Origin of the sequence: Streptomyces sp. DvalAA-14 (assembly GCF_900091855.1) — a bacterium.
GTDB lineage: Bacteria > Actinomycetota > Actinomycetes > Streptomycetales > Streptomycetaceae > Actinacidiphila.
Map to the genome: position 1 here is coordinate 1 of NZ_FMCH01000652.1, position 1,347 is coordinate 1,347.

The following is a 1,347-nucleotide window of genomic DNA, read 5'->3' on the forward strand; positions in this document are numbered from 1 at the left end:
GCGGCGGACGTTAACGTTCACAGGCATGGAACCAGTCATGGACCCGCTGTCGGACGTCCTCGCGGCGCTGAGCATCCGCACCGGCTCCCTGTCGGGCATCGACGCGGCCGGCCCGTGGGGCCTGCGGTTCGGCGTGCACGAGCACGTCAAGATCGGCGCGGTGCTGGCCGGCTCGTGCTGGATCGGCGCGGACGGCGGGGCGGCGCTGCCGCTGACGGCCGGCGACTGCTTCCTGCTGGCCGTGCAGGATTCCTTCGAGATGTCCGACGAGGTGGGCACCCCGCTGGCCGACAGCGGACCGGTGTTCCAGGCGTCGGCGGACCGGGTCGTCCGGCTGGGCGGCGACACGCCCGCGGGCGGCGGGGGACGCACCTTCGTGATCGGCGGCAGCGTCCACTTCCTGGACGGGACGGTCGCCCACCTGCTGGACGGACTGCCGCCGCTGACCGTGATCCGGGCCGGCACCGGCCCGGCGCGGGCCATCCAGCCGCTGCTGCGGCTGTGCCTGGACGAGGTGGAGGCGGCGCGGCTGGGCACGCCGGTGATGATCGGACGGCTCACCGAGATGCTGTTCGTCCAGGCGATGCGCGCGCTGGTCGAGGAGGAGCCGGGCGGCATGCCGCTGCGCGGCTGGCTGGGCGCGCTGAGCGACGCGCAGATCGGGGCCGCGCTGCTGCTGATGCACCGGGACCCGGCCCGGCGCTGGACGGTCGCGGCGCTCGGCGGGGCGGTGGGGATGTCCCGCGCCGGTTTCGCGGCCCGCTTCCGGCAACTGGTGGGCATGCCCCCGCTGGACTACCTCCAGCGCTGGCGGGTCCTCACCGCGGGCCGGGCACTGCTGTCCGGCGACCGCACGGTGGCCTCGGTGGCCGCCGAATGGGGGTATTCCTCCGAGGCCGCGTTCAGCGCCGCCTTCAAGCGGATCACCGGGGTGTCACCCGGCCGCTACCGGGCCGATCCGCTGGCGGCGGCGCCCCCGCTGCGCGGAGCGGTGGAACCGCCGGAGCGCTTCCTCGGCCCGCCCGCCGCGGCGGGCCCCCGGCGATCACGCCGGTTCCGTGGACGCGTGATCGTCCCGGCCCGCCGGCCGGCCCGTCCGAAGCCCGTCGGCCGGTCGGCCCGCCCGCCCGCACCGCGCCGACCGGCCGCCGCGGAACCGCCCCTGACCGCCCGTCACCTGCCCGGTCATACGTCAGGACCGCCGGCCGCCTGCCCTCCCTACGGTGTTGATGACTGATCAACCCAGTCGACAGTCGACAACGGAGGAAAGACCATGCGAAAGATCATCCAGGGTGTGGCCGCGCTCGCCTTCGCCGCGGGCGCCGTCGCGAGCATCGACGCCACCAG

1 protein-coding gene is annotated in these 1,347 nt (G+C 75.3%); it reads left to right on the top strand.

Annotated elements, in window-relative coordinates; genetic code table 11:
* Positions 1–25 precede the first annotated feature (25 nt).
* Positions 26–1,237, top strand: a complete 1,212-nt coding sequence (locus tag GA0115240_RS34595) for an AraC family transcriptional regulator (protein ID WP_093743007.1) — start codon at positions 26–28, stop codon at positions 1,235–1,237.
* Positions 1,238–1,347: the final 110 nt, after the last annotated feature.